At 69.2% G+C, this 21613-nt stretch carries 16 protein-coding genes; 6 read left to right on the top strand and 10 right to left on the bottom strand.

Going from position 1 to position 21613, the window contains the following annotated elements:
- Nucleotides 1-147: 147 nt before the first annotated feature.
- On the bottom strand, nucleotides 148-1116 hold the full coding sequence (locus tag ADL29_RS39425; RefSeq protein ID WP_053928279.1) for a cyclase family protein: 969 nt from the start codon (nucleotides 1114-1116) through the stop codon (nucleotides 148-150).
- Nucleotides 1117-1144: 28 nt separating this feature from the next.
- Nucleotides 1145-2083, bottom strand: coding sequence for an AraC-like ligand-binding domain-containing protein (locus ADL29_RS39420; RefSeq protein WP_245689823.1), 939 nt, complete (start codon nucleotides 2081-2083; stop codon nucleotides 1145-1147).
- Between the two features lie 297 nt (nucleotides 2084-2380).
- On the opposite strand from ADL29_RS39420, the gene ADL29_RS39415 reads away from it, so the two are divergent.
- Both ADL29_RS39415 and ADL29_RS39410 read left to right on the top strand, forming a co-directional pair.
- Nucleotides 2381-2758: a hypothetical protein gene (locus ADL29_RS39415; protein WP_053928277.1), complete on the top strand. Its 378-nt coding sequence runs from the start codon at nucleotides 2381-2383 to the stop codon at nucleotides 2756-2758.
- A 111-nt stretch (nucleotides 2759-2869) separates the two neighbouring features.
- Entirely contained in the window at nucleotides 2870-3490 is a 621-nt protein-coding gene (locus tag ADL29_RS39410) for an L-threonylcarbamoyladenylate synthase (protein WP_053928276.1), read from the top strand.
- Between the two features lie 73 nt (nucleotides 3491-3563).
- On the opposite strand, the gene ADL29_RS39405 is transcribed toward ADL29_RS39410, so the two are convergent.
- From ADL29_RS39405 to ADL29_RS39390, 4 genes are all read right to left on the bottom strand, one after another.
- A complete protein-coding gene (locus ADL29_RS39405; RefSeq protein WP_053928275.1) occupies nucleotides 3564-5258 on the bottom strand; it encodes an ABC transporter family substrate-binding protein in 1695 nt (564 codons plus the stop codon).
- Nucleotides 5259-5343: 85 nt separating this feature from the next.
- Complete coding sequence (locus tag ADL29_RS39400; protein WP_169795295.1) at nucleotides 5344-7521, bottom strand: dipeptide ABC transporter ATP-binding protein; 2178 nt, start codon at nucleotides 7519-7521, stop codon at nucleotides 5344-5346.
- Nucleotides 7522-7609: 88 nt separating this feature from the next.
- The gene (locus tag ADL29_RS39395) at nucleotides 7610-8656 is read right to left on the bottom strand and encodes an ABC transporter permease (protein WP_053928274.1); all 1047 of its coding nucleotides are present in this window, start codon (nucleotides 8654-8656) and stop codon (nucleotides 7610-7612) included.
- Nucleotides 8657-8707: 51 nt separating this feature from the next.
- Nucleotides 8708-9688 carry an ABC transporter permease gene (locus tag ADL29_RS39390; protein ID WP_046929570.1) on the bottom strand — a complete coding sequence of 327 codons (981 nt, stop codon included), beginning with the start codon at nucleotides 9686-9688 and terminating at the stop codon, nucleotides 8708-8710.
- A gap of 380 nt (nucleotides 9689-10068) precedes the next feature.
- Between ADL29_RS39390 and ADL29_RS39385 the strand changes: the two genes are divergently transcribed.
- Nucleotides 10069-10770 (top strand): formylglycine-generating enzyme family protein, encoded by a 702-nt coding sequence (locus tag ADL29_RS39385; protein ID WP_053928273.1) that lies wholly within the window; start codon nucleotides 10069-10071, stop codon nucleotides 10768-10770.
- A gap of 118 nt (nucleotides 10771-10888) precedes the next feature.
- Here ADL29_RS39385 and ADL29_RS39380 read toward each other — a convergent pair whose 3' ends face one another.
- Together ADL29_RS39380 and ADL29_RS39375 are read right to left on the bottom strand one after the other, a co-directional pair.
- Nucleotides 10889-12892, bottom strand: coding sequence for a hypothetical protein (locus ADL29_RS39380; RefSeq protein ID WP_053928272.1), 2004 nt, complete (start codon nucleotides 12890-12892; stop codon nucleotides 10889-10891).
- Nucleotides 12889-13791 carry a leucine-rich repeat domain-containing protein gene (locus tag ADL29_RS39375; protein ID WP_157878689.1) on the bottom strand — a complete coding sequence of 301 codons (903 nt, stop codon included), beginning with the start codon at nucleotides 13789-13791 and terminating at the stop codon, nucleotides 12889-12891. The genes ADL29_RS39380 and ADL29_RS39375 overlap by 4 nt, the downstream gene beginning before the upstream one ends.
- Before the next feature lie 433 nt (nucleotides 13792-14224).
- Between ADL29_RS39375 and ADL29_RS39370 the strand changes: the two genes are divergently transcribed.
- The 3 genes from ADL29_RS39370 to ADL29_RS39360 all read left to right on the top strand — a co-directional run bounded on the left by ADL29_RS39370 (nucleotide 14225) and on the right by ADL29_RS39360 (nucleotide 19303).
- Nucleotides 14225-15670: a glyceraldehyde-3-phosphate dehydrogenase gene (locus ADL29_RS39370; RefSeq protein ID WP_053928270.1), complete on the top strand. Its 1446-nt coding sequence runs from the start codon at nucleotides 14225-14227 to the stop codon at nucleotides 15668-15670.
- A gap of 553 nt (nucleotides 15671-16223) precedes the next feature.
- Nucleotides 16224-17864 carry an APC family permease gene (locus ADL29_RS39365; protein ID WP_053928269.1) on the top strand — a complete coding sequence of 547 codons (1641 nt, stop codon included), beginning with the start codon at nucleotides 16224-16226 and terminating at the stop codon, nucleotides 17862-17864.
- Nucleotides 17865-18526: 662 nt separating this feature from the next.
- Nucleotides 18527-19303: an SMP-30/gluconolactonase/LRE family protein gene (locus ADL29_RS39360; protein WP_053928268.1), complete on the top strand. Its 777-nt coding sequence runs from the start codon at nucleotides 18527-18529 to the stop codon at nucleotides 19301-19303.
- 27 nt (nucleotides 19304-19330) lie between these two features.
- Here ADL29_RS39360 and ADL29_RS39355 read toward each other — a convergent pair whose 3' ends face one another.
- On the bottom strand, nucleotides 19331-19909 hold the full coding sequence (locus ADL29_RS39355) for a GNAT family N-acetyltransferase (protein WP_053928267.1): 579 nt from the start codon (nucleotides 19907-19909) through the stop codon (nucleotides 19331-19333).
- 98 nt (nucleotides 19910-20007) lie between these two features.
- Entirely contained in the window at nucleotides 20008-21540 is a 1533-nt protein-coding gene (locus tag ADL29_RS39350; protein WP_245689822.1) for an alpha/beta hydrolase, read from the bottom strand.
- Nucleotides 21541-21613 lie beyond the last annotated feature (73 nt).

Here is a 21613-nt window from a genome sequence, read left to right as displayed (position 1 = left end):
GCGGTGGCGGGCGGCGGCGGGCGGCCGGCGGACAGGGCTCGGACGGGGCCCGGGCGGGTCTCGGACGGGGCTCGGAGGCGCCCCGCCCGTCGTGGTGATCACGGCGCTGACCTGGCCTTCTTCCTTCCCGCGGGGGCGCCCCGGCACTCACAGCACCGCGACCGGAGTGACGGGCGAGCCCGTACCGCCCGGGATGTTCAGGGGCGCTACGACGAGGAGGAACGTGTAACGGCCCGTCCCGGCGCAGGCGGCGGAGAGCGCTTCGAGATCGAGGTTGTCCAGGAGCGGCACCCCCATCGCGGCGATGGCCAGGGCGTGCACCGGAGAATGCACGCCGTCGACCGGCGAGGGCCGTACGTCGCTGTCGCCGTCGCCGCCGAGCAGGGCGATACCGCGCTCGGCCAGCAGGGGCAGGGCGTCCACATGGAGGCCCGCGCTCGCCGCGTCCGGATCCCAGGCGCCCAGTTCCTGACGGCGGCGGAGGCCGCCGGACCGCAGCAGCACCGCGTCCCCCTCGCCGATCGTCACCTCGAGCGCCCGCTCCGCGGCCACGATGTCCTCGGCGTGCACGGCCCGGCCGGGCTCCAGCCAGGCACTCCCCGCAACGGCCGGCAGGTCGAGGAGCACGCCCCTGGTCACCAGCGGGCCAAGCGCCGATACGGCGCCGAAGCGGGCCCCTGCGGAGTCGATGAGCTCGCGCGCCGGGCGACCGTCGTAGAGCTGCCCGCGGTAGGCGACATGGGACAGTGCGTCCAGATGACTGACGGCCTTGCCGTGGTAGTCGACGGCGATGAAGTCCTTGTGCGTGGCGGGCTCGGGAGCCTCGACGTCGCCGAGGTCGGACATGTAGTGCAAGGCCGGCCTGCGGTTGTCCGGCCCGGACGCCGTGTTCCAGGGGCGCGCCATGGGGACGACCGTTCCGGACCGGACCAGGGCGGTGGCCTGCCGTACGCGGTCCGCCGTCACGCGGTGCCAGGCACCGCGGTCGGCGGGAGTCCAGCGGCCCCACGTACGGACCGTCTCGAAGAGCGCGTCGAACTCCTCGTGGGAGACGGCGGGCCCGTTGCCGGCACCGGCCGGCGGCGGCGTCGGTGCATCGCTGGGATTGCTGGTCATCTCAGGGAAAGGCTGCCGCCGCCGCCACTCAGCGGCAAGTTGGCGGAGCGGGAGCCGGCTGGGCGAGGGCCCGGTAGTCGCTGGGCGGCATCCCCACCGCGGTGCGGAAGGCGCGGCTGAAGTCGGCCGGCCGGGAGAATCCCCACCGGGCGGCGATGGCGTGGACCGTGAGGTGACGCAGGTGGGGATCGGCCAGGTCGCGCCGGCACCGCCCCAGGCGCTGGTGCTTGATGTACGCCCGCACCGACGTGCCGTGCTGCTGGAAGATCCGGTGCAGGTAGCGCAGCGATATCCGGTGAGCCGACGCGACCGTGGCGGGCCCCAGGCCCGGGGCGTCCAGATGCCGGTCGATGAAGGACGTGATGCGCAGGAACAGGACCTGCGGCTGTGACTGCGCCGGTGCGGTGGTCTCGTCGTCGAGATGGTGGGCCAGCACGGCGGTGACCAGATCGAGTGCGGTGTGCCCCAGCCGCGCCGTATCCCGCGGAGTGCAGCTGGTGTGTTCCTCGACCAAGGAGGTCATGAACTGGGCGCAGAGCCGGCCGATGCCCTCCGTCCCCGGTAGCCGCACACCCAGCAGCCCGGCGATTTTGGACTCCGGCAGCGGCAGCAGCCGTTTGGGGAACTGCAGCAGTACCGACTCGGCCGCCTTCTCTGCCCGACTGCCGTCCACCATGGCGTCGAAGGGGCGGGAACTGTCGTACAGGACAATGTCGCCGGGCCCGAGGAGGGACCTCGTCCTGGCCTGTTCAATGCCCTGATGACCACTGCGCACCAGCGCCACCTGGTAATGCTCGGGATCGGACTGCCGGATCAGGGCGGGCGTGCGCTGGGACACCAACGGCGCGTAGGACATCTCGGTCAGCTGGACCGCCCCCAGGGACAGGGACCGCAGACGCGCCGTGAAGGCGGCGGGGTCCAGCGGCCTGATCTCCGTGGTGACCAGCGCCAGAGCTGTGGTCGCCACCCACGCCTCGATGCGGTCGTGGGCGGGTAACTCCGCGCTGTCGAAAACCGTTTCCACAAGGCCCCCCGGTGCAAGACCGCCCGTTCACCGAGCAGATCGCCGGGCCAGCCTCCCGCAGCGCCCGGCGAAGCGGTAGTGCGCTCCACGCCAACAACAGTGCGGGGACCGCTAACGACGTGCCCGGCAGGAGACGCCAGCATGGCGGTGCTGCGTGACGGCGGGTCGAGGCACCACGGCCGTCACGGTGGCGCACCACATGACCGAGTGGCGCACCACATGACCGAAGGGGGAAGTTTCATGAAGCACGAGAACAGCCGTCATGGCGGCAGGGGCCCGTTGCTGCGCAGGGGGGTGGTGACCGCGGTGGCCACGACGGCGCTGTTCGGCGCCGGCCTGGCGGGTTTCGCGGGAACGGCCGCAGCCGCGCCGCAGCCGTCGGCTCAAGCGCAGGCTCAGGCCCGGGTCCCGGCCGTCCACGCCGCTGGCAGCGATGTCTCCACCACGGCGTCGGGGTGGACGTTCTACCGCGCCTACTGGACCGGGTCCGCGTGCAAGTCGGAGGGGAAGCGGGGCAAGTCCAAGGGCTGGTGGTCCGACTACAGCTGCAACTATGACCGGGGCAACGACGGCAAGATGAAGTGGTTCCTGTACGTCTACAACCGGGTCGGGGGGTGACCTGGGCCCAAAACCTGCTGTGTTCGTGTGCGGCGGCTCGTCACTGCTTGTGGCGGGCCGCCACAGCCCGCGGGACGGGCTCCGTCGGTCCTGTTCCCGTAGGCTCGACGGATGGCGAAGTACTTCGACGTGCACCCCGAGAACCCTCAGCGGCGCACCATCAGCAATGTGGCCGACAGCATCCGCGCCGGCGCGCTCGTCGCGTACCCGACGGACTCCTGTTTCGCGCTGGGGTGCCAGCTGGGCAGCCGTGACGGCATCGACCGGATCCGGTCGATCCGCAACCTCGACGACCGTCACCACTTCACCCTTGTCTGCCAGAACTTCGCCCAGCTGGGGCAGTTCGTCCACATCGACAACGACGTGTTCCGCGCGGTCAAGGCGGCGACGCCCGGCAAATACACCTTCATCCTCCCCGCGACGAAGGAGGTACCGCGCCAGCTGCTGCACCCGAAGAAGAAGACGGTCGGTGTCCGCATCCCCGACCACACCGTCGCCCAGGCCCTGCTCGCCGAACTCGGTGAGCCGCTGCTCTCCAGCACCCTGCTCCTGCCCGACGAGGACGAGCCGCTGACACAGGGCTGGGAGATCAAGGAGCGGCTCGACCACGTGGTGGACGCCGTGATCGACTCGGGCGACTGCGGCACGGAGCCGACCACGGTCCTCGACTTCTCCGGGGGCGAGCTGGAGATCGTACGCCGGGGGGCGGGCGATACGGCGCGGTTCGAGTAGCCACATCTGCAACGAGGCCGGGCCCGTGGTGTACGGGCCCGGCCTCGGTACGGTGTGAGTACTGCTCAGTGGGTTACTTGGTGAAGCCGATGTGCTCGTAGACCACGTCGGTCATGCCGAGGGCGCCCATGTTGGCGAGCTTCTTGTTGATGGCGGCGATGTCGGGGCGCTGGTAGAGGGGCAGGACGCCGGCGAGCTGCCAGGCCTCGACGTCGGCCTGGTTGGTCTGCTTCAGTGCCCCGGCCGGGTCGGCGGCGTTGGTGCTGGCCGCGTACAGCAGGTCGTCCAGCTTCTTGCTGCCGACGTTGGCGTCGTTGTTGCCGCCCTTGCGGGTGTAGACGTTGGTAGCGCCGCTCGCCGGGAACGGGGTGCCGAGCAGGGTGTAGGGCGTGACGTCGAAGTCGCCCGGGGTGACGTACTTGTCGAAGAAGTCGTTGGTCGGCACGGTCTGGATCTGCAGCTTGACGCCGACCTGCTGGTACATCTGGGTCAGCATCGACCCCTCGTTGGTGGCCGAGGGGTTGCCCGACGGAATGATGAACCGCAGCGACAGCTCCTGGCCGCCCTTCTTACGGACCTTGCCGCTGAGCTTCCAGCCGGCCTCGTCCAGCAGCTTTCCGGCCGCCTTCGGGTCGTACTTACCCAGCTTGCCGGAGTTGTCCTGGTAACCCTTCTGGTTGGCGTTCAGGAAGTTGTTGTTCTTGACGGACGGCTTCCAGCCCAGGCCCTTGAGGTCCGACTTGGCGATCGTCTCGCGGTCGGTGGCCATGAACAGAGCTTGGCGGACCTTGGGGTCCTTCAGCTTGGCGCTCTCACCGTTGAAGGTGAGGTGACGGTAGTTGGGGCCGCCCGCTTCCCGGATCTCACCGGCCGACACCTTGGACGCCTGCTTGTAGGCGGAGGCGTCGCCGCCGACGTCGAAGTAGTCGATCTCACCGTTGGCGAAGGCACCGGGCATCGAAGCCGTGTCCATCGCATGGAAGACGATCTTGTCCAGCTTCGGCTTGTCGCCCCACCACTTCGGATCGGCCACCACCGTGACCGTCTTGGCGGACTTGTCGATGCTGCCCAGCTTGAACGCGTTGCCGGTGACCGGGATCTTGTTGACGTAGGCGGTGTTGAAGGTCTTCGGGTCGGAGACGTACTTCGCCGGGTACAGCGGCTGGTTGGCCGACGCGTTGAACATGCCCTGCCAGTCCGCGAACGGCTTGGCGAAGGTCATGACGGCCTCGTACTCGTCCTTGCCCTTCTTGACGCTCTCCACCTGGTCGAAACCGACGGAGGAGGCCACCTTGTACGCCTTGTCGTGACCGCTGAGAGCCTCGGAGTTGGCCGCGAGGTCCTTCCAGGTGATCGGTGTGCCGTCGGACCACTTGGCCTTGGGGTTCAGATGCCAGGTGACGACCTGCTTGCCCTTGACGGTCGCGGACTTGGCGTCCAGCAGGAACGCCTTGTTGACGTGCTGCCCACCGCTCGCATCCGTGTGCCACAGGCTCGGCACGAGGGACTTCATCACCTCCGTGGGACCGGACTGCAGGCCGTCGACCTCGGTGATGTTCCACTGCGTGGCGAACATCTGGATGGCCCAGTTCATCGTCCCGCCCTGCTTGAGCTTCGCGGGATCTGTCGCCTTGATGTTGACGGAGGTCGACTTCTGCGGGGCCTTCTCCTGCGCGTCGTCGCTGTCCGAGCTGCTGCAGGCGGACAGCGCCAGCGACGACACGGCGAGCGTCGCGACGAGGGAGAGCGGGTATCGGGAGACCTTCATGGGTGCCTCTTCCTGAGCTGTTGGGAAATAACGGCTAGGGGTGCGTCGTACGGTGTGTCCGTGCGGCGCCTGTCAGCGCGGTGGATCAGTGCGCCACTGCCGACTCGACGACATCGACCGCCGCCGCGAAATGACAGGCCGCCGTGTGGTCCGGGCCGAGGACCGCCGCGGCGGGGTCCTCCTCCCGGCAGCGCGCCTGGTCGCTGTCGCCGAGCTCGCTGTACTTCGGGCAGCGGCCCGCAAAGCGGCAGCCGGACGGCACATCCGCCGGACTGGGCAGATCGCCGCTGAGCAGGATCCGGCTGCGCTCCCGCTCCTTGCGCGGGTCGGGCAGCGGGACCGCGGACAGCAGTGCCTGGGTGTACGGATGGGAGGGCGCGGCGAAGACGTCGTCGGCCGCGCCGAGTTCCACGATCCGGCCGAGGTACATGACCGCGATGCGGTCGGCGATATGCCGTACGACGGACAGATCGTGGGCGACGAAGAGATAGCTGAGCCCGAGGCGGGTCTTCAGCTCGTCGAGGAGGTTGAGGATGCCCGCCTGGATGGAGACGTCCAGGGCGGAGACCGGCTCGTCGAGGATGACCAGCTTGGGTTCCAGCGCGAGGGCGCGGGCGATGGAGATGCGCTGGCGCTGACCGCCGGAGAACTCCTGCGGGTAGCGGTCGGCGTGCTCGGGCTCCAGGCCCACCATGTCGAGGAGTTCGGGGATCCGGGCGGCGATCCGTGCCTTGTCCCAGCCGTGCGTCTTGAGCGGTTCGGCGAGGATGTCGCCGATCGGCATCCGGGCGTCGAGCGCCGCCATCGGATCCTGGAAGACGATCTGCATATCGCGGCGGAGCCCCTTGCGGTCCGCCCGGTTCAGGCCGCGGATGTCCTTGCCGAAGACGGTGACGGTGCCGGCCTGGCCGCTGGGCAGGTCGAGGATCTCCAGCAGGGTGGTGGTCTTGCCGCAGCCGGACTCGCCGACCAGGCCCAGCGTCTCGCCCTCGCGGATGTCGAAGCTGATGCCGTCCACGGCCCGTACGGTGCCGACCGTGCGCTTGACGATCGCGCCCTTGGTGAGCGGGAAGTGCTTGACCAGCCCGTCGAGTTCGAGCACGGTCGCGCGCTCCGCGCGCGGCAGCCGCTCGATCGCACCGGCTTCCGGCAGCACCGGCACCGGGTAGACGGCGTCGCGGTCGAGCCCGGCGCCGATCTCGTGCGCGCGGTGGCAGGCGGTGAGTGGGGTCTCCCCTGCTCGAACGGAGTCGAGAGCTTGGGGAGGCTCGGCGCCCTCGGCGACCGTCAACTCCGGTTCGTCCGTGTGGCACTGGTCGACGGCGATGGGGCAGCGCGGGGCGAAGGGACAGCCCGGCGCCGGGTCGACCATCTTGGGCGGGTTGCCGTCGATGGGGGTGAGGGCGCGGCGTGCGGTGCCTTCCGCCCGGGCCTCGTCCAGCCGTGGGATCGAGCCGAGCAGCCCGATGGTGTACGGCATCCGCGGCCGGTAGTAGACCTCGTCCACCGGACCCGCCTCGACCGGTCGGCCCGCGTACATGACCTGTACCCGGTCCGCGAAGCCGGCGATGACCCCCAGGTCGTGGGTGATCATGACGATGGCGGCGCCGGTGACCTCCTGGGCGGTCTTGAGCACCTCCAGGACCTGCGCCTGGATGGTCACATCGAGGGCGGTGGTGGGCTCGTCGGCGATGATGACCTTGGGGTCGTTGGCGATGGCCATGGCGATCATCGCGCGCTGGCGCATACCGCCGGAGAACTCGTGCGGGAAGGCGTCCACCCGGCGCTTCGGGTCCGGGATGCCGACCACGTCGAGGAGTTCGACGGCTCGTTTGCGGGCGGCCGCCTTGTCCAGCGACTGGTGGACCTGGAGGGCCTCGATGATCTGGTTGCCGACGGTGTAGACGGGGGTCAGCGCGGACAGCGGGTCCTGGAAGACCATGCCGATGTCCTTGCCGCGGATCTTCGACATGGCGGCGTCGCCGAGGCCGAGCAGTTCGCGCCCGGCGAGCTTGACGGACCCGGTGACCTCGGCGCTCTCGGGGAGCAGCCCGAGCACGGCCATGGAGGAGACGGACTTGCCGGAGCCCGACTCGCCGACGATGCCGAGGACCTCGCCGGGGCGCACGGCGTAGGAGACGCCGCGTACGGCCTGCACCTCGCCCGCTTCGCTGGGGAAGGAGACCGTCAGATCGCTGACGGCGAGGACGGGCTGCGCCGTGTCAGCAGCCTCGGTGGGCTGGGTCGGCCTGGTCTCGGTCACCGTCGGGGTCCTTCCTGGGGCGCGCAGTACGTGGGGTGCGCGGGGTGGTGGTGCTGGGGGTGGGCAGCGCGAGGGACGGGGCCGCGGTTCATGAGGCGGTTTCCTGAGCGTCCGGGGTCTGCGCCGGAACGGCCGCGGCGGTGGCCGACGGCGCCCGCTTCGGCTGCTGCTTCTTGCCGCTCTTCTTACGGTGTGAACGCGCCTTCGCACCCGCTGCGTTGGGGTCGAGGGCATCCCGCAGCCCGTCGCCGACGAAGGAGATGGACAGGCCGATGAGCACCAGACAGCCGGCCGGGAAGAAGAACAGCCACGGGTAGGTGGAGGCGTTGGTGGTGTTGTCGGCGATGACCGTACCGAGGGAGACATCGGGTGCCTGCACACCGAACCCGAAGTACGAGAGGCTGCTTTCGCCGATGACCGCCGCTCCGACCTGGATGACGGTGTCGATGATCAGCATCGAGGCCATGCTGGGCAGGATGTGCCGGAAGATGATGACCGGCGCGGGGACGCCCATGTACTTGGCGGCCTTGACGAACTCGCGGTCCTTGAGCGTGAAGGTCATGGACCGTACGACGCGGCCGGTGATCATCCAGCTGAAGGCGCCCAGCAGGACCACGAAGACCAGCCAGGTGGAGCCGCGGAACGAGGGCGACAGCACGGCGACGATCAGGAACGAGGGCATCACCAGCAGCAGGTCCACGATCCACATCAGCACCCGGTCGGTCCAGCCGCCGAAGTATGCGGCGAAGGCGCCGACGGTGGCGGACAGGAAGGTGGACAGGACGCCGACCAGCAGGCCGATGATCAGCGACTTCTGCAGACCGCGCATGGTGAGCGCGAAGAGGTCGACGCCGCCCTGGGTGGTGCCCCACCAGTGGTCGCCGGAGGGGCTGGAGAGGAAGTTCAGGAAGTCGTGCTGCTGGTAGTCCCACTTGGTGAGGAAGGGGCCGCCGTACGCGCCGAGGAACAGCAGCACCAGGAGGAACAGGCCGAACAGGGCCAGTCGGTTCCGGGCGAAGCGGCGGACGGTCAGCCGCAGTCGTGACGTACGGGCCTTGGCGGTGCGGCCATCGGCCTCCCCGGGCGGAATGGGGCCGGGGGCAGGTTCGGTGGCAGGGGGAAGCTGGACGCTCATCGCGCGCTCTCCTGAGGGGCGGTGGGGTGGGGTTCGGTCTGCGGGGTCGGGTCAGCGGACCCGTACGCGCGGATCGAGCGCCGCGTACAGCAGGTCGGACAGCAGGCCGGCGATCAGCACCAGTACGGCGGTGAACAGCCCGACCGTGGCTACGGAGTTGACGTCCTGTTTCTGGATCGAGTCGACCAGCAGCTCGCCCATGCCGTGCCAGCCGAAGGTCTTCTCGGTGAAGGTCGCGCCGGTGAAGAGCAGCACGATGTTGTAGACCAGCAGCGGCACGACGGGCAGGATCGCGGTCCGCAGACCGTGTTTGACCAGTGCCTTGCGTCGGCGTAGCCCTTTGGCGCGGGCGGTGCGCAGGAAGTCGCTCCCGAGGACGTCGAGCATGGTGGAGCGCTGGTAACGGCTGTAGAGCGCGACCTGCATGATGATCAGGGTGAGCGCCGGGAGCAGCATGTGCTGGGCGCGGTTGACGAGGGCGTCGAAGTTCCACTGCCCCGCGTACTGCGGGTCGTATTCGCCGAGCACCTTGATGGTCTGCGAGCCGTCGTTCAGTGCGGTGGCGCCGATCTTCAGCGCGACGCCGATCACGAACACCGGCATGGCCAGCACGAAGAACGAGGCCAGGGTGCTGAACCGGTCGAAGAGCCGGTACTGGCGGATGGCGCCGTACGCGCCGACGGCGATACCGCCGAGGGAGCCGACGATGGTGGCGAGCAGCAACAGCCGGGTGGAGACGCCCACCCGCCGGCCGAAGTCGTCGTTGACGTCGTCGCCTTCGATGGTCTTGCCGAGGTCACCGTGGACGACGTCCTCGGCCCAGTGCCCGAACCGGGACAGGATCGGGGTGTCCGGGTTCATGTTGTACTCGTCGAGCGTCTTGGTGATGGACGACGCGGGCAGCGGTGGGTTGCGCCCCTCGAACTTGGCGCGGGGGTTGAGGCTGAGCCCCGCGAGAAAGTAGGTCAGTGCCGCCGCGACGACCACCAGGACCAGATAATTCGCCAATCGGCGCAGCAGATACCGGCCCATGTCTCGATGTCTCTCCTCTAGATCGCACCGCGCCAGCCGTTGCGGCTGGGGTGGGGACGGTACGGGTCGAACGACATCTTCAAGCGATAAGGCGCGATTGTCGATCACGGGATGTTTACGGACTGGTAACGCCAACTTCGGCACCGACTAAGGGCCTTGCGGGTGCGCCCCGTCGAACTCGATAGTTGAGGCGCGTATTTACCTGTCATTCGCAGGTGTGGCTGATTCTCGACGGTCGATGCCCGATATGCGGACAGCGCCTCGAACATAACGGCAGGTAGAGCTAATTGGCAAAGACTTTACGTAGGCGGAGGTGCCGATGCGGCGGCGCCGGAGCCGCTGCCTCCGCCGGAGCTACCGATTGGTAGGATTGTGTGTTTATGGACGCCACCGCAGGCCGCGAGACGCACGAGATGATCACTATTCCTCCGGGACGGGTGACGCTGTCCGACCGGCGGACGCAGCGCAGCTGGTCGGTGGAGCTCGCGCCCTACCGGCTCGCGGCGTTCCCGCTCACCCAGGCGCGGTACGCACAGGTCACCGGCCGGCGGCCGAGCACCGCGCACGGCGACCGGCTGCCTGTCGAGGGCGTCTCGTGGTGGGACGCGGTCCGGTTCTGCAACTCCCTGTCCGAACGCGAAGGGTTGGCGCCCGTCTATCGTCTCCCGGCTGAGAGCGAGGGCGTGGAGGGCGTGGAGGGTATCGAGTGGGACGCCTCGGCCGATGGCTACCGGCTTCCGACCGAGGCCGAATGGGAGCACGCATGCCGTGCCGGTACGCCCGGTGCGCGCTACGGGCGGCTCGACGAGATCGCCTGGCATCGCGCCAACTCGGACGAGCGGATCCACGACGTGGGCGGCAAGGAGCCCAACGCATGGGGGCTGTACGACATGTTGGGCAATGCCTGGGAGTGGTGCTGGGACGTCTACGACGCCGAGGTCTACGGCACGTATCGGGTGCTCCGTGGCGGTGGCTGGTTCGACGAGCCCTGGAGCTGCCGGGCCTCGGTGCGGCGACGCAGCCATCCGACCTTCCGGATCGACGATGTGGGGTTCCGTATCGCGCGTTCCGTCGGATGCTGATGCTTCGCCGAGCGGCCGGTCCTTGGCGCTCCGGCCGCGCTCCTGCGGCGCAGGTGACAACCCGCCACCGCAGGAACCGGCCGGGTGATCCCGACGCCTCGCCCTGCTACTTCTCGTCCTAGTCGTCCTCTTCCCCGTCGTTCTCCTCTTCCTCTTCCTCTTCCTCTTCCTCGTTGTAGTAGCGCTCGGCGTGGTGGTCGTAAAGCTCGTCGACCGGCGGAGCGCCTTCGGCCCACCAGGGGGCTGCCGCGCGCTCGCCGTCGCCGTCGATGACCAGCGAGGGATCGACGGCGTCCATCCACGGGAAGGCCTCGTCCGCGTCGAGTTCGTCGGGGTCGGCCTCGGCGATGTCGCGGATCATGGGGACGGGCATGGCCGACTGCTGGTGCTTCACCATCCAGGTGTTGCGGAAGAAGTCGAACTGCAGGTGGTAGCAGTCGTCCGTCTCGGTGAAGACGATCGGCGGGACGAGGAAGTGCGCCGCGCCGACGGTGGCCGCGACGTCGAGGTAGTTCTCCGGCATCCCGCCGTAGTTCCAGCAGGCGGCGAAGTTCACGGGTGTGAGCGGCTGATCGCCGAGTACGTGGATCTGGTTGCCCCGGATCACGAACTTCTCCGGGTCGAGGACCACATCCTCCCCGAGCAGCAGGATCGGCGCAGGCATGAGGTGCGCCTTCGCGAAGGTCTGCGCGCGCTCGTAGAGATCGATGATCTCGTCGTGGCGCCTGGGGTCGAATCTGCCTATGCCGTGGAACGGACAGCACACATCATCCGCCTCCTCCGGATCGGGGAAGAGAGCGGACTTGTCGAACGGCGAGACCGCCGACCCGCCGCGCTTGGCGTCGTCGAGGAAGGCAGGAATCCATGCACCGTCCGCGCCCTCGGCCTCGAGGGTCTGCGTGTCGCACAGATCGCGGAACGCGGTGTCGCCGAGCTTGCAGTTGAAGTAGTCGAGCAGGGTGATCGCGGCGCACTCGGTGAGGGAGAGCGTGTCGCTCTTGGGAAACCAGAAGTCGTAGCCGTTCGCGACGAAATGCACCCCGCGGAACTGCTTGTGGATGAAGGGCTCACGGCCGGTACCGGGAGTGCGGTCGGTACCGGAAGGCAGGCCGCTCCAATGTGCCGCGGCGACCTGGTTGTAGTACGCGTCGGCGTGGCGGGCCAGTTCGGGAGCGAAGACGCTCTCACCGGTCCAGTAACAGGCCTTGCTGAACAGCGCGCCGATCCCGGGATCATGGGTGACCTCGGGCTCGCTGAAGACGAGTTCGGTGCGCAGGAAGACCTTGCGGCCGTCACGGTAGGGCGCGCCCTCGTGCTCGTACCGCTGATCGAAGACCACGCAGGTGAAGGGCTCGATCTCGGCGACCGACGGCCCTCCGGTGAGGTCCAGGGCAGCGGGCTCGGCCGAGCCGCCGGTGAGGTAGAGCAGGACCGTGTAGCGGGAGACGTGGCCGCGGGCCGCGTCGTAGTACGGGGTGTCGCGGTGGTGGTGGAAATTGCCGTCGCCGGGTTCGAAGCGATTGCAGCGGAACACCGGGTTCACATGCGAGAAGCCGTCGAGCATCGCCTCCGGCATCGCCGCCGCCACCGCCTTGGTGAGCGCCTCGGCGAGCAGCGCCGAGTGGAAGATGAAACGCTCGCCGCCGCGCGAGGAGGCGTTGAGCGGCGGGACATAGAGGTTCAGCGAGTCGAGGCGTGCCAGCCCCGCGCGGGCGGCATCCGGCAGGCGCAGCGACGACGCGTACGCATCCTTCGCGAGCTCCACGGGCTCGGTGAGCCCGAGCTCCAGAGGGACGTCCGCGAACAGACGGTCCAGCGGCACGATGTTCTCGAACGTACGGAACGACAGCTCGCGGGGATCGACGAAGACGGCGGCCAGATGCGGCGCGCCCTCGCTGGGCCGGGCGAACAGCTTGCGCACGTCCGCGTCGATGCGCCCGGCCTCGAGGAAGCGCACCGCCTTGTGGCGCGCGGTGGGGTGCCAGGAGATCCCCAGCCCGTCGAGCGTCGCCGCGGGCTCGGTGTCGGTCGCATCGACCTCGGCGCGGTAGCGGGCGACCTCGTCATCAGTGCCCTGACCGCCGGACAAGGCAAAGAATCGGTCGCGGAGTTCGATGCTCACACGCTCCTCCAGTAGCTGCGCAGGGCGGTCGGAAGCTGAGGGGCAGACGCCAGTTTCTTCACGCCTGCTGCGGAGACGTCGTCGCGGTACAGCAGAAGGCGGGTGAGCGAGCCGACGAACGGCGCCGCCAGCAGGGCGTCCGCCCCGTCCTCGCCGATGGGGTTGTACCGGAGGTCAAGCTCGGTGAGGTGGCGGAAACCGCCCAGTGAGCGCGCGCCCTCGCCGGTCACCGCGTTGCACTGAAGGCGCAGGCGCCGGACCGCGGCGAAGTTCGGGGACGCGGCGAGGGCCGCCAGGCCGGCGTCGCCTATCGCGCAGTACCGCAGGTCGAGCGTCGCTATCCGCCCGCCCGAGGCCGCGGCCGAGAGGGCCTCGGCACCGGGGTCGCCGATGCGGAAGTACGAGAGGTCGAGTGCGACGATCCGGCCGAGGCGGAGGGTGGCGAGGGCGTCGGCCTCGATGGGCGGCGGGGTGAGCGGCCCGTTCTCGTCGTAATGCTCCTCCTCGTGGCCCCACTCCTCGCCTTCCGGGTCATCGCCCGGCCTGATCCGCAACGCGGTCACAAAGCGGCCCCGCAGGGCCTCCTCTATCAGCGCGGGTGCCTCGTCGGACCATTCGACGGCGACCTTGGTGGCAAATCCGTGCCGGCGCGCCTCGACGGTCACCTCGGGCGGCAACTCCGCGTCCCAGCTCTCCTGGTGCTCCGCCACCAGCAGCGCGATCTCGTCCGCCAGCTCCTTGCCCTCGGCAGCGTCCACGGCGTACGCCCGGCGCCGTTCCAGCTCGATCAACTTGCCCCGGGCGTCGCCCCGTTCCCGCAGCGAGTCGCCGTAGGCCCACCAGGCGTCGACGTCGTCGGGATGTTCTCGCAGTAGCTCTTCCAAAGCCGTGGCTTCCATACGAGAACCCTAGAGCCGACCACTGACAATCCAATTCGGCGCCGGGCTACGGCTCTTGGGCGGCTGAGGAGCGGCTGGACGGGCGGTGGGCGCACACGGCGCGGCGCGCCAGTCGGAGGCATCCTCCGATACCCCGCCAGGCCGTGGGTGCCATGATCCCCGCACCCCCGCTCGCCTGCGCGCCCACTCACCGGATCGCCGTCGAGCCGGTTGACGCAGATCACATCCGCGCCGAGGCCGCGAGGATCGCGCAGACGGCAAACCGGGCAGAATGCCAACAAAGCCTGACGTCCTCGCCCCGCGTCGTGGCTATTCCCCGCCCCGGCGCGGCCATGCGGCCCGACCACGGCGTCCCGCTCACCCGGCACCGCTTGAATGATCAAAATGGCGGGGAGCTAGCATATGAGCACCGCCTAGCTCGAAAGATAATCCTGTGACTGTCAACGACGACTCGTTCACCAACTGGAAGAACCGCGAGGAGATCGCGGAGTCGATGATCCCGATCATCGGGAAGCTGCACCGCGAGCGGGACGTCACCGTCCTGCTGCACAGCCGCTCCTTGGTGAACAAGTCGGTGGTCAGCATCCTCAAGACCCACCGATTCGCCCGGCAGATCGCTGGTGAGGAGCTCTCGGTCACCGAGACGCTGCCATTCCTGCAGGCCCTCACCATGCTCGATCTCGGTCCGTCCCAGATCGACATCGGCATGCTGGCCGCGACGCACAAGACCGACGACCGCGGACTCTCGGTGGCGGAGTTCACCGCCGAGGCCGTCGCCGGTGCCACGGGGGCCAACAAGATCGAGTGCCGCAAGGGGCGCGACGTCGTCCTCTACGGCTTCGGCCGCATCGGCCGCCTCGTCGCCCGTCTGCTCATCGAGAAGTCCGGCTCCGGCAACGGCCTGCGGCTGCGCGCCATCGTCGTCCGCGGTGGCGGTGAGGCGGACCTGGTCAAGCGCGCCTCGCTGCTGCGCCGCGACTCCATCCACGGCCAGTTCCAGGGCACGATCACCGTTGACGAGGCGAACAGCATGATCGTCGCCAACGGCAACGAGATCAAGGTGATCTACGCCAACGACCCGTCGGAGGTCGACTACACGGCGTACGGCATCGAGGACGCCATCCTCATCGACAACACCGGCAAGTGGCGCGACCGCGAGGGCCTCTCGAAGCACCTGCGCCCCGGCATCGACAAGGTCGTCCTGACCGCCCCGGGCAAGGGCGACGTCCCGAACATCGTGCACGGCGTCAACCACGACACGATCAAGCCGGAAGAGCAGATCCTGTCCTGCGCCTCCTGCACCACGAACGCGATCGTGCCGCCGCTGAAGGCGATGGCGGACGAGTACGGCGTCGTGCGGGGCCACGTGGAGACCGTCCACTCGTTCACCAACGACCAGAACCTGCTGGACAACTACCACAAGGCCGACCGCCGCGGCCGCTCGGCGCCGCTCAACATGGTCATCACCGAGACCGGTGCCGCCTCCGCCGTCGCCAAGGCGCTGCCCGACCTCAAGGCGCCGATCACCGGAAGCTCGATCCGCGTCCCCGTGCCGGACGTCTCGATCGCCATCCTCAGCCTGCGCCTGGGCCGCGAGACCACCCGCGAGGAGGTCCTCGACCACCTCCGCGACGTCTCGCTGAACTCGCCGCTCAAGCGCCAGATCGACTTCACCACCGCCCCCGACGCGGTCTCCATGGACTTCGTGGGCTCGCGCCACTCCTCGATCGTCGACGCCGGCGCCACCAAGGTCGACGGCGACAACGCGATCCTCTACCTCTGGTACGACAACGAGTTCGGCTACTCCTGCCAGGTCATCCGCGTCGTCCAGCACGTCTCGGGCGTGGAGTACCCGACCTACCCGGCCCCCGTGGCCTGATTTCGACATCTGCCCGATCCGGCGTCCTGGCCGGACGGGCGGACGTGGGCGGCAACCGGTCCGACAGGTATCCGGTTGCCGCCCACTGTCGTCTGGTGGCCGTCCTGGCCGTCCACTGCCCGCCGCAGCGGCGGCAATCCCCTTGCCCGACAGCAATCGCCCCGGGCTGCCCCGCCCCGTCCCTCACCTGCCGACGGGCGACGGCCGAAGCCGGACGATGATCCGGCACCGCACCGCATTCGCTGAAAAAGCGCAAGACCATACGCGCTGAATTGCAATGCCAGCGGCGCGAAAGTTTAAAGCTTTCGCCAAATTGAATTTGGGGCCGTAGGCCGCCCGAATGGGTGACGGTGCTCACCGCCGCCCGGCCGCTCGTCCCGGCCTGCCGGGCAATCCGGCCGAACATTTCCCTCCCACGCCCACGGTGGTGAGTCCCGCGGCCCGTAATGATCTGTGTCGAATATAACTATTCAGTCAACGGCTCTTTGCAGGGTTCTGAATACTCCCTACTCTGAGGCAACTTTTCGGCCAGTTCTGTCTTGAAAGGCCCCCCATGGCAAGCGTTGACGAGCTCACGCCCCTGAAGGCACCACGCTCATCAGGTTCACTCCGCAGGGACGTAGGACTGATCGGCCTGATGTGGGCCTCAGTCGGCTCCATCATCGGGTCCGGTTGGTTGTACGGCGCCCAGAAGGCCGTAGTGGTGGCGGGCCCGGCCGCGCTGATCTCCTGGATCATCGGCGCGGTCGCGATCGTCCTCCTGGCACTGGTGCACGCCGAGCTCGGGGGCCTCTTCCCGGTGGCCGGTGGTACGGCGCGGTACCCGCACTACGCCTTCGGCGGCCTGGCCGGTATGTCCTTCGGCTGGTTCTCCTGGCTCCAGGCGGCGACGGTGGCCCCGATCGAGGTCGAGGCCATGATCGGCTACGCCGGTCACTGGAAGTGGGCCCAGGGTTTCCTGAATGCGAACGGGACCCTCACGACCAGCGGTTTCATCGTCGCCGTCATCCTGATGGCGGTCTTCGTCTCGGTGAACTTCCTGGGTGTGCGGGTGCTGGCGCGCACCAACAGCGTCGCGACCTGGTTGAAGATCGCCGTACCCCTCGGGGCGATCTTCATCATCGCGGTGACCAACTTCCACCCGCACAACTTCACCGCGCAGGGCTTCGCGCCCTTCGGTGCCAAGGGCGTCCTCAGCGCCATCAGCAGCAGCGGCATCATCTTCGCGCTGCTCGGCTTCGAGCAGGCCATCCAGCTCGCGGGGGAGAGCCGCAACCCCAAGCGCGACCTGCCGCGCGCCACGCTCGGGTCGGTCGCGATCGGTGCGACGATCTACATCCTGCTCCAGGTGGTCTACATCGGCGCACTGCCGCTGGCCTCCTTCGCCAAGGGCTGGGCCCACCTGGACTACGTCGGCATCAGCGGCCCGTGGGCCGGTCTCGCCACCACGGTCGGTCTGGGCTGGCTGGCCTGGGTGCTGTACGTGGACGCGATCATCTCTCCCGGTGGCACCGGCCTGATCTACACCACCTCGACCTCGCGCATCTCCTACGGTCTGAGCAAGAACGGCTATGCACCCCGGCTGTTCGAGAAGACCGACCGCCGCTCCGTGCCGTGGTTCGGCCTGATCATCTCCTTCGTGACCGGTGTCATCTGCTTCCTGCCCTTCCCGAGCTGGCAGGAGCTGGTCTCCTTCATCACCTCGGCGAGCGTCCTGATGTACGCCGGTGCACCGCTGGCGTTCGGTGTGTTCCGTGACCGTCTGCCGAACCACCAGCGGCCGTACCGCCTGCCCGGCGGCAACGCGATCGCGCCGCTGGCCTTCGTCGTCGCGAGCCTGATCATCTACTGGGCCGGCTGGGAGACCCTCCAGCGGCTCGGCTGGGCGATCGTGATCGGCTACGTGCTGCTCGGCAGCTACGCCTGGTACGCGACGAAGAAGCAGCTGCCGAACGCTCCGCGACTGGACTGGAAGGCCGCGCGGTGGCTCCCGGTGTACCTGATCGGCATGGGTCTCATCTCCTGGCAGGGCGGCTTCGGCGGCCAGAACCACATCCCGCTCTGGTGGGACATGGCCGTCGTCGCGGCGTTCGCCGTGGGGATCTACTACTGGGCCCGCGCCTCCGCCGTCCCGGCCGAGGAGATCGAGCAGAACATCGAGGAGGTCGCGGTCGTGGACGAGGGGGGCCACTGACAGCGCACTGACACCTGACCGCCGCACAAGCCGATGAGTTCGGCCGGATATTCCATCCGGCCGAACTCATCGGCCTTTGCGTGCCCGTAATGACCTTCGCACCTGTTGAATACGAGGAACTCGCCCGCATTTTCGGGGTGTTGGCAGTAGTCGCTTGATTGGTGTTGTGGCGGTTGGCGCTTTGGCGGTGGGAGGTGCTGGGAGCGAATCCCTCTTATTTACGGGGCGAGTTGAGTAGAGGGGGGGACCGCCGGAGACGCGACCGCAAGGCAGACAGGGGCGCACCTGGCGCGGCGGTATTCGGCCTGATCCGCGGAACGCCCAGGGGCGCGCCCGGCGTCTGCGGCACCCTGTGGGCCATGCCTGACACAGCACTGCGCGCCCGGTCGCCCCGCGCGGCCGCGCGGGACGGGGGTAGCGGAATGACGGTATGCGGACGCGGACAGGGACACGGACAAGGGCAGGGACGTGGGCGGGGGCGTGATCGAGGGCGTGCGAGGGTTGCGACGGCCGGTCTGCTATCGGCGCTGTTGGTCGCCGGTACGCAGTCACCGGTGGCGGCGGCCGAGGCGCACGGCCCGGCGCTCTCGGCGTCCTCGGATCTGAAGCCGTGCACCCAGCGTGGGCGTGTGGAGGTGTTCCGGGAAGGAGGCGTACCGCTTGTGGACTGGCGCGAGAACCTGGAATTCGACGGGCGTGGCACCCTCTGGGTCTCGCATGTCACCAAGCACCGGGTCGAGGGCTACGCCCCGGACGGCACGCTCAAGACCACCTTCCCGGTGAACGGCCCCGGCGGCATCCGACGCGGACCGGACGGCCTCATGTACGTCAACTCCGGTGTGAATCCGCTGACTTCGGGCCTGGGTAGCGGCATCCTGCGGTTCGACCCGACCGCCGCCCACCCGAAGCCCGAGAAGGTCGTGGACGGGATACCCGGCATCAACGGCCTCGCCATCGACTCCGCGGGCAACTTCTACGTCAGCCGCGAGCTGGCCACCGGCGTCCTCAAGTTCCGGCCGGACGGCACCAAGGACGAACAGTGGACGCGTGCGGCGTCCGTCTTCGGCACCAACGGTCTGGAGATCGTCGGCGACCAGCTGTATGCGAGCGTCATCACCAGCACCTCGTCACCGGTCGTACGCATCCCTCTGAACGACCCGGCGCGCCACACCACGGTCACCGAGCTGAGCCCACATCCTCTGGACGCCAAAGTCCTTGACGACCTCACCTCCTTCCGTGGCGGCCTGGTGGTGGCCGGTTTCCGCGACGGTGAACTCATCCGGGTGGACCCGAAGTCCGGCCGGTCCTGCGTCCTGGCAACCGGTCTGCGCATGCCCACCAGCGTCCGCGTGCCCCGCGGTTTCGGTGACCACGATCCGCGGCGCGAGCTGTTCGTCGTCGAAGCCTCGGGCCGCATCGTGAAGGTCACGGTCGGCTGATGCGGGCCGATGGAGGGGCGTTTTCCGTCAGACCGGCGGCATGGGGATCTCGAAGTGCACCGTGGCCACGCCGGGCCCGTGTTCGCCGGTGCCGCGGGCGTCGAAGACCTCCTCGGCGAGGCTGCGCCAGAAGGCGCCGCTGCCTGCCACGTTGACGTTGGTGTGCAGGTAGATCCGCTCATAGCCCGGAGTGGCGGCGGCGAAGTCGCAGGCCTGGCGCACCATCGTGCGGGCCAGGCCGTGCCGCCGGTGGTCCGGGCTCACATAGACCCGTACGAGCTGGGCGGTGCTGCCGGACGGATAGCGCTCGGCGAGCCGGCGCGGATGCGGGGGATGCGCCGGGCCGGCCGACCGGATGCCGGTGGTGCCGACCACCTCGTCGTCGCGTACGGCCACGAGGAGCAGGTGCCGGGGGTCGTCGAGGTAGGTGCCGTCGATGTCGATGACGTCGTGGTGCCAGGCGGGGACGTAGCCGTAACCGAACTCGCGGTAGAGGGTGTCGAGCATGATGCGGCGCGCACCCGGCACATCGGCCGGAGTGGCGGGGCGGACCGTGTACACGGAGTCGGGGCGGTGCGGGGGCGGCGGGTGGGGGAGTGGGGGCATGGCGTTTCTCCGGAAGGTGTCGGCAGGGGGGTTGGTGGGGGATTCCGGCAGGTGTCTGGGACGGGGAGCAGGCGCAGGCCAGGCATCGCCGGACGGGCTCACGGCGTGGGCAGGCCGGGCCCCTGGCAGTGCACGTCGGCGCCCGGCACGGTCCCGTCGACCAGGTACGCCGCGGCTGCATCGTCCACACAGCCGTTGCCCCGGCTGGCGAACACGCCGTGGGAGTAGTCGTCGTGCAGGGTGACCAGTCGTGAGCCGGGCAGCCGGTGCCGCAGCGCGCGGGCGCCCTCGATCGGGGTGACGGGGTCGTGCTCGGCGGCGATCAGCAGGGCCGGCGGTGCCTGGGGGCTGCCGAGCCGTGTGCGGTGTGCGGGCCGGTGGTGCCAGTATGCGCACACCGAGGCTTCCATCCCGGTCAGCACGGGTTGCGGGTCGAGCCGCCGCATCCGCCGGATGTCGGCCACGATGCGGGCCGGGGTGGGCGCCTGGCCGTCCGCGCACTTGACGGTGCGGTTGGCGGCTTCGTACGTACGGGACGCGGCGCCGTCGAAGGGCTCGGCCGGGCGCAGCGGCCCGGTGGTGCCGTCGCGCAGAAAGGTCCGCAGCCCGTCGGCGAGACCCGCCCAGCGCTCGGTACGCCCCAGCGCCCGGTACACGGTGCGGTCGAATTCCGCCGCCCCGAAGCCGTCCACGGGGTGCCGGGCGAGTCCGTCGCGCACCCGCTGGTAGGCGGCACGCACCGCAGCTGCGTCGGCACCGAGCCCGAAGCGCTCCCGGTGCCGCGCGGCCCAGGCGAAGAACACCGCGCGCTGGCGCAGCAGGGCCCGGCTCTGCCGCAGGTCGAAGTCGTACCACTCCTCGGGACCGACGACGCTGTCCAGTACCAACCTCCCGACGCGGTGAGGGAATTGAGCCGCGTAGGCCGCGCCCAGGTACGTCCCGTAGGACACCCCCAGGTAGCTGATCCGGGATGCGCCGAGTGCCGTGCGCAGGGCGTCCATGTCGCGGGCGGTCTCGGCGGTGGAGAGGTGGGGGAGGGCGTCGGCGACGCCGTGGGCGCAGTCGGCCGCGGTGTGGCGCAGACCGTTGAGGTAGGCGCGCTCGGCCGTCCGTCCGAGGGGTACCGGGTCCGGCCCGGGGCTGTCGAAGAGGCCGCCCATCGGCCCGCAGTCCGCGGGGGCGCTCGCGCCGGTGCCGCGCGGGTCGAAGCCGATCACGTCGTACGAACGCCGCACGCGCTCGGGCAGTTTGGCGCGCTTGGTCACCGCGTAGGGGAGGCCCGATCCACCGGGCCCGCCCGGGTTCACCAGCAGCACGCCGCGGCGCTCGGTCGCCGGTCCGGAGGCGCGGACGCGGGAGACGGCGATGCGGAGGTGCTTCCCGTAGGGGTGGGCGTGGTCCAGGGGGACGCTCAGCCACCCGCATTCGACGCGTTCGGGGGCGGGCGGGGCCGGTACGGAGGGCGGGCAGGCGCCGAAGTGGAGCGCGGGTGCCCGGGGAGCGGAGTGCACGGGCGCGGCCGGGAGCAGGGCGGCGGTGGCCGTAAGGGCGCACAGCAGGCCGGTGCGGCGGACGGTGGGGGCGGCGGGGGCGGTGGAGATCGTGAGCTCGCATTCGGGAGGGCGGCGCAAGGGGGCGCGGCAGTGGCGTTGGTGTTGAAAATGATTATCGTTTACAGTGTGTGCCGGTCAAGCCGGACCCCCA

It is taken from the genome of Streptomyces chattanoogensis (assembly GCF_001294335.1).
GTDB classification, from domain to species: Bacteria; Actinomycetota; Actinomycetes; order Streptomycetales; family Streptomycetaceae; genus Streptomyces; species Streptomyces chattanoogensis.
The sequence above is the reverse complement of the archived record's forward strand: the minus strand, read 5'-3'. Positions and strand labels throughout refer to the sequence as shown.